General features: G+C 55.6%; 8 protein-coding genes. All 8 read right to left on the bottom strand.

Annotated features, from left to right (window positions below; genetic code table 11):
• Positions 1-100 precede the first annotated feature (100 nt).
• Positions 101-1486, bottom strand: coding sequence for a hypothetical protein (locus P8Z34_16990; GenBank protein MEJ2552369.1), 1386 nt, complete (start codon positions 1484-1486; stop codon positions 101-103).
• A 2-nt stretch (positions 1487-1488) separates the two neighbouring features.
• A complete protein-coding gene (locus P8Z34_16995) occupies positions 1489-1869 on the bottom strand; it encodes a GPW/gp25 family protein (GenBank protein MEJ2552370.1) in 381 nt (126 codons plus the stop codon).
• Positions 1866-2486 (bottom strand): hypothetical protein, encoded by a 621-nt coding sequence (locus tag P8Z34_17000; GenBank protein MEJ2552371.1) that lies wholly within the window; start codon positions 2484-2486, stop codon positions 1866-1868. The genes P8Z34_16995 and P8Z34_17000 overlap by 4 nt, the downstream gene beginning before the upstream one ends.
• Positions 2486-3607, bottom strand: a complete 1122-nt coding sequence (locus P8Z34_17005; protein ID MEJ2552372.1) for a hypothetical protein — start codon at positions 3605-3607, stop codon at positions 2486-2488. Before P8Z34_17005 ends, P8Z34_17000 begins: the two co-directional genes overlap by 1 nt.
• Complete coding sequence (locus P8Z34_17010; protein ID MEJ2552373.1) at positions 3607-3879, bottom strand: hypothetical protein; 273 nt, start codon at positions 3877-3879, stop codon at positions 3607-3609. Before P8Z34_17010 ends, P8Z34_17005 begins: the two co-directional genes overlap by 1 nt.
• A gap of 9 nt (positions 3880-3888) precedes the next feature.
• On the bottom strand, positions 3889-4557 hold the full coding sequence (locus P8Z34_17015) for a hypothetical protein (protein MEJ2552374.1): 669 nt from the start codon (positions 4555-4557) through the stop codon (positions 3889-3891).
• Between the two features lie 6 nt (positions 4558-4563).
• On the bottom strand, positions 4564-4839 hold the full coding sequence (locus P8Z34_17020; protein MEJ2552375.1) for a hypothetical protein: 276 nt from the start codon (positions 4837-4839) through the stop codon (positions 4564-4566).
• On the bottom strand, positions 4826-6439 hold a 1614-nt coding region (locus P8Z34_17025), incomplete at its 5' end, for an ATP-binding protein (GenBank protein MEJ2552376.1). The genes P8Z34_17020 and P8Z34_17025, both read right to left, overlap by 14 nt.

Consider the following 6439-nt stretch of genomic DNA (forward strand, 5'->3'; position numbering starts at 1 on the left):
CGTAAAATGCAGATACGTCATTTACCGTTTTTGCCACAAATAAGACGGTAAAACAGAAGTTGTACATGAGCTTGTCCTCTACCAACCAGCGCAAACGGACTTACCATTCACCGGTGAGCGGATCCTGCATCGCCTTGGCCCGCAGATCCCGGTTCTCATCCCCGGATAACAATCTCAATACCTGACGTTTGGTCGGATCGCGGCCACGCTGCTCCCCCGTCAGCGGGTTGAGTTCTTCCTGGATTAATAGCCTGGTGACGGCTTCGTCGCGAAGGAGCATTTCTACAGATTTCGCCATCTCCTCGTTGCCGGTAGGATCGACCATGATATCGGCCTGGGTGCTGCCGGCTTCCAACGCCGGAACGGCGCCGCTCCAGGTGTACAGGCTCATCTGATTGAGAAGCTGATCCAGGTTAGGGAAATAGACGTAGATACGTCCAGCCTGATTTTTTACGCAGAAAGTGCGGTGATTCACACTGTCTACCACCAACCAATCCGATCCCAGCGAGGTGATGGTGATGCTTACGCTGGATGACAGCGTCCAATCCCGCTGGCCGAAAGCTTGGCGCAGCGCAGTTGATACAGCTGCCGCATCCAGATCCGTTTGAAGGGCAGGATCGAGTTCGAAAAGTGGAGAGATCGTTTGACGGTGGGCAAATACGATGGTGGAAGGATCTTCGTATTCCCCATCCGTCCAAGCCATGAAACCATCCTCGAGGATGTCCGCAGTCTTGACCTTCAGCGCCAATGTCGTGCTGGCCTGGTTACCCTGATGTAAATGGTAATCCATCAATCGCGCGTGCCGGGCCAGGGACACTCGCTTGCGGGCTGTACTCAAATACGCCTCGTTCGCCACACGGTCCTGATAGTCGCTCAGTTCGTCGGCCGCCACCGAGAATAATTCGATCAAGACCTGGTCGAGATCAGCCTCACTGGTCGGCTCCCAATTGGGCACCTTTTTTCCCATCCAGGTGATCAAGGTGTGGCGGAAGGATTCATAATCCTTGGCCAAATAGTCGATGGAGGGATCCTCGTCCGGGGCGGGAGGCACGTCCCAATCCGGTTTGCACAGATTGAAACAGCCCGGCCTGAATTTAAACTCGATCTCGGCCAACAAGGGATCGATGTTTTGGTAATCAACCGTTAGCGTGTAGGTTGAATAATCCCCGATGGGCTCGACAGTGAGCCGCAGCACCTGACTCTGACCGCTGACGGTTGCCACATCGACGACTTTTATCTGATCACTCAAAGCCCCGGCCGGTTTTCGCAGGCCACCGCTCAGCGGAAAAAGATCGTGCGCGGCTCGCACGCCATTGTCGAAATCGTTGAAGACGGCCGAAAGCTCATTGGCGTTGTAGAAATGCACATCGAGAATTGCCTGGGTCGGATTGACGGCTGGATGCAGCGTGACCAGGACCAATTCAATCCCGTTCAACGAGCCCAGGTTCTGTGCACGAATCTCCAACGCTTCCTGATTCTTGATCATACTCACTCTCCGCTGCGCTGGAAGCGCAACACGCGGCTGTCCTCCGTTCCGGCAATGCGATACTTAATTTCAATATCGAGGGTTGAAGCTGCCGCTTCCACCTTGAGATCTTCCAGGGTCACCCGATGCCCCAGGTAGGTCGTGATCGCCTGAGTCAAGCGCGCCTTCGCCATACCCAGAGTGGCCTCGCCCAATGGTTCGAAGACCAACTGCCTCACGCCGCCGCCGAATTCGGGCAGGAATGCCCGCTCACCGACACCGGTGAGCAGCAATTGAAGCAATTCGTCTTTTACGTGCTCTTCCAGCGCAGCGACCTGCGCAGCACGTCCGTCCGGACTGACCTGAAAAGGGAAAGCCAAGTGTTTGCCGTAGCTTTTTGTCACGTCGCCATCCCCTTAATTTGCGTATTGACGATCAAGGCCACGCCTTGCGGCGCGCTCTCCGGACTGTAGCAAATCCCAATGCTGGATTGAGTCAGCGCAGGCGTTCCGTTGATACTCATCTTCGTGGTTCCCAAGCTCCACTCCACCCGGACGCAGGGAGAAGGTTTGGGACCGGGCAGCGTGAAGGGGCAGCCTGCGACCGTATGGATGTCGGTTTCCAGCAAGACAGGCGATCCTTCGGCCGTAACTTTGCTGTTCGCGGTTGATAGATTTACCTGCCCGCCATGAGGACACATAATGGTGCTTGCGGTGGTCAATAAGTTGCCGGTCATCACTTCACCTCCAGCGAGCCGTTGTTTACGCTCACACCACTCGAAGAGAGAACGATTTGCGTGCTGCCGATTTTGATCGAGATTTCCGAGTCGCTCATCTTGAGTTCGGCGCCGCCGGCGTGCACCATCTGTCTCGCCGAAAATTTCCGGCACCCGGGCGACGATGCGGCCCATCGTTTCGGGGTCCTCGACATCCTGGACGATGCCGCGATACTTGCCAAAGAAGCGGTTGCGCAAGAACTCGGCCGTCTGGATAGTTAACTGTTCCATGTCACGATCTGTCACTAGTAAATGCTCCCCGCAGATGCGCTCGAACCGCCGCCTGTACTCGAGCGGGCATTGCGTTTCAACGTGAAAGACTGGCCGTACACTGAGCGCGTGAGTTGATGGCGGACCTGGTGAATAAGATACTCGCCGCAAGCTTCATCGCTGGTGCCAGTCACGTTGACGAGGTTGTAGGGCAGCAAGACTCCCGAATAGCACTCACCAATAATCGATCCGGTTGCACTGTAGGCATAACTCGCTCGCTCGGATTGCCCCTCCACAAGGCGATCGAGATCGACACCGGTGCCGAAACGCGGCAGGGCGATCATGGTGGCTACGCTACTATCAGTCTGTTGCGCTTGCTGGTCGCCCAGCAGATCCAGATCGCGAAAGCTGGAGGTTCTGGTCACTACACCTTTGTCGGTCACTCGTAATGCCGAAGCTTGCACCTGAGCCGGGCTTTGAGCGTTATTGGATAGATTGAAACCACTGACGTTACGCTCGGCTCCCAGGATGACCAGATCTGGGATATCGCCCGCCGCGGCGGGTAACCGTTTGAAGCAGCCAACGCTTTGGCCAGGATCCTCACCAGGAAGTACGTACGCATGCATCCCCTGTCGGCGGGCCAGCGTACGCAAGATCTGCATTCCGGTTCCGCGCTGCACGATAACGGCCGGAAGCCCGCCAGTGTGGTCCGGCGTCGTTTCGACGTCAATCACACCGATGCGCGCAACACCGCCAAATAGCTGCTGCGCTACCTCATGATCGGCCATATTGTCGAACCGCGAGAGAGCTTCTTCCTGATTTAAGAAAGCGCTGTCGTCGTGCACGATCAGCGTGATTGAACTCTGTCCGGGTTCGGAACTGCGTTGGGTGTCGAATCCCACCACCGGCCCGTCGATCAAGGCCTGGTAAGTTTGATCGGCGATCTTGATTTCGACCCTTACGGCGGAATACGAAATCATGAAGTCCTCATCATCACCCTGCCAATTGCCGTTCTCGTCCAAGCAAACGGGAATCTGCAGGCGCGCCTCCCAGGCCGCGTCGATACGCTGTTCGACCGTGATTTCTTCCACACGGTTCAGCTGCTCCTGGCTGGCGGCTTCATCATTGAAGAACAGACGGTAGGTTACATCAGGCATTATTGCTCCGGCACTTCAATCACTCGCCCAATCGTCGCAACCAGGGTATTGGCCTCCAATTCGGTGTTTGCATCAGCCACATGCCAGAATCGAGTCGCATCACGATAGGTTCGCTGTGCGTAGAAATCGAGTCGATCATCCGCCTTGACCACCCGTGATGTCCCACTCGTCTCAGGTAAGCGCCGCAGTGCTATCGCTGTGACCTGGCGCTTCTTGGACAGTGTGACGCTCACCTGACGAACGCTCGCATAACGCGAATTCTTTAAAAACACACCCGCCTCCTAGATCGGTATCAAATCAATGACGTCGGCGATGGTATTGGCCAGGTTGGCCACGGCCTGAGCGTCCTTGGCCAGATTGGAATATTCCAGTGCACCCTTGGCAATCTTGTCTTCAGAACAGTACCCCTGCTCGACCATCGTCAGCCCCAAACTGACTTCCGCACGTACCGGGTTGAGTAAGTTGTCGTACTCCTTCTCGTTGATCGTCATCGAATTGATAATCACAGGGACTACGCGCGTGAGGCCCCAGATGAACAAGATTCGAGGATACTGCTCACGCGGGATGGGCTGGCAGGCATTTTCCTCCCCGGCCGAAATGGCGTCACCAATCGCGTCCAGCGCCGCGCCGATCAAGCCACTGATTTTGCCCGCCGGCCGGACCATTTTTTCCAACGCAGCCAATCGTGGACCGATGCCAAATGCGACGGCCAGCGGATTGCTGTCCTTTAATTGATCCGCGGCGCTGAAATGAGCCGTGAGGCTGACTCTCTCCACCGGGATGTCCCCCGCCTGGCTCGTTTCTCGGCTGGTAGCGCCGGTCGGACGCGGCGGGATTTCGATCGTGCGAGACAAACTCTCCGGGTTGAATTGAAAAATCACCACATTCGGTATCGGACCCAGAAAGTCACTCCCGTATTCGATCAACGCGCCCTTCAACAAATAAGGCATGGACGGCTACTCCCCTTCTCCACTGACTCGCTTGGTCTGGATCGCGTTACTGACTGCAAGACCAATTTGATGGCGCAGACCAGACGCATTGGAATCTTTAGAACATGGAAGCACCCCCAGATCCACTCGATGAACCTGTAAATGCTCGTTCAGCCGATGCGCCTCTCGAGCTGCAAGCGTATGCAGCACTTCATAACCCAAACCTTCAACCGCTTTACGGGCCAACTGGGGCTCAACATGACGCAGCCGTATGACAAGCTTATCGATATCAATTCGTTCCATTCTCACGCTCCAGCTTCTCGACCGTGGCGGCGTAAAGACCGAATTGCTCGAGACTTATGGCCCTTTTAAGTTTGTCGTATTCCCGCTTCACGGCGATGATCACGTGGTCCATGTTTAAACGTGCATGTCGATCATCATCCTCACTGCTGTCTGCGCTTTGAAGGCAGGCGTTGAAAACGATCGAGCGGATGTGTCCTCCGGCCAATCTGAACTGCCGGGCAAGGAAATCGAAATCCAATTCGCTGGCATCTACATTGACCGGAATCACTTGCTCCCAAATCAAACGCCGTTCTTCTTCATCCGGAAGCGGAAAATCAATGATGTAGCGCAGACGGCGCATGAAAGCCTCATCCAAATCTTTCTTCCGATTGGTCGCCAGGATCGCCAGGCCTTTGAAGCGTTCCATGCGATCCAGCAGATAGCTGATCTCTAAATTGGCGTAGCGATCGTGCGCATCTTTGACTTCCGTCCTTTGTCCGAAAATAGCGTCGGCCTCATCAAAAAACAGAATGATGTCGGATACATCGGCGGCGTCAAACAGACGCTTGAGATTCTTCTCAGTTTCACCGATATACTTATTGACGACTTGCGAAAGATCGATGCGGTATATCGGCAGGTCCAACTCAATGGCCAGGATTTCTGCCCCCATCGTTTTACCTGTCCCGGGAGGTCCCGCAAACAGAACCGAAATACCCCCTTCGTTCCAGACCTTTGCCGTACCCCATGTGTAGTGCACCTTGGTTAATGAACGCATCGCACGGATTACTTCATTGAACTGTTGGGCTTGTTTCGGGGGCAGGATCAAGCGTTCATTTTCGAATCTGGGACTCACTTCTTGGGCCAGGTCGCTGATGTCCAGACTCACTTCCGAGCGGCAAGCCGACACCAACTGCTGATCGGTCGGGATTGACTGCAAGCCATTCAGGCGCCGGCCGACGCGTTCGATTGTCTCTCGACCAAAGCGGAAGCGCCGTGCCGTTTCGATTAAACTGGGAGACAACGTCTCGCTGCTCGAGGCTAAAACCCGCCGCCAGGTATCCAATCGATCGAAATATCCAAACTCAGGCACCGTAACGAGCGGCAGCAGATGTCTACCCGGCAAAGGCGGAATCTGGCTCCGCTGAGAAACGGCCAGGTACAGATTGATGGGCACATTCAAAGCCGGAAGGAGCATACCGGGTGAACGGCCGGACACTTCGAGGAAGGTCGACACGATATCTTCACTAAGGAATAGATCTCTGCCGGTCAACCAACACAATGTTGCCAATGTGTTACGGTCGTCCCCTTTTCCTGGGCTGTAAGCGGTTAATGGCCTGCCGGTCACATCCGCCATCCGAAGGGCAACATCGATGTGCCCAGATCCCTTGGATCCTATGATGGGTACAACTCGCAGCGCTTGCGGCGGCCCCGCGGCGAGGGAACGCGCCACAATGTGGGCCTGGGTCTGTAACTTCCCTCCTTCCGCTGACGTCATGGGAGCTGCGCTTGGCAGGCTGCTCTCTTCAAGCGACAGCAGCTGCAGCGCAATGCTCGTCGCCGAGCGTAGAGGCTGGTTCCAATCCAGATATTGTGCGGGTTCTGCCCCTTGCCGACTGAGGCC

Source organism: Anaerolineales bacterium (assembly GCA_037382465.1).
Classification (GTDB): domain Bacteria; phylum Chloroflexota; class Anaerolineae; order Anaerolineales; family E44-bin32; genus WVZH01.

Excerpts from the sequence above, each read along its gene's own strand:
- P8Z34_16990 (MEJ2552369.1), bottom strand. The coding sequence starts at position 1,486 with ATGATCAAGAATCAGGAAGCGTTGGAGATTCGTGCACAGAACCTGGGC.
- P8Z34_17005 (MEJ2552372.1), bottom strand. The coding sequence starts at position 3,607 with ATGCCTGATGTAACCTACCGTCTGTTCTTCAATGATGAAGCCGCCAGC.
- P8Z34_17015 (MEJ2552374.1), bottom strand. The coding sequence starts at position 4,557 with ATGCCTTATTTGTTGAAGGGCGCGTTGATCGAATACGGGAGTGACTTT.
- P8Z34_17020 (MEJ2552375.1), bottom strand. The coding sequence starts at position 4,839 with ATGGAACGAATTGATATCGATAAGCTTGTCATACGGCTGCGTCATGTT.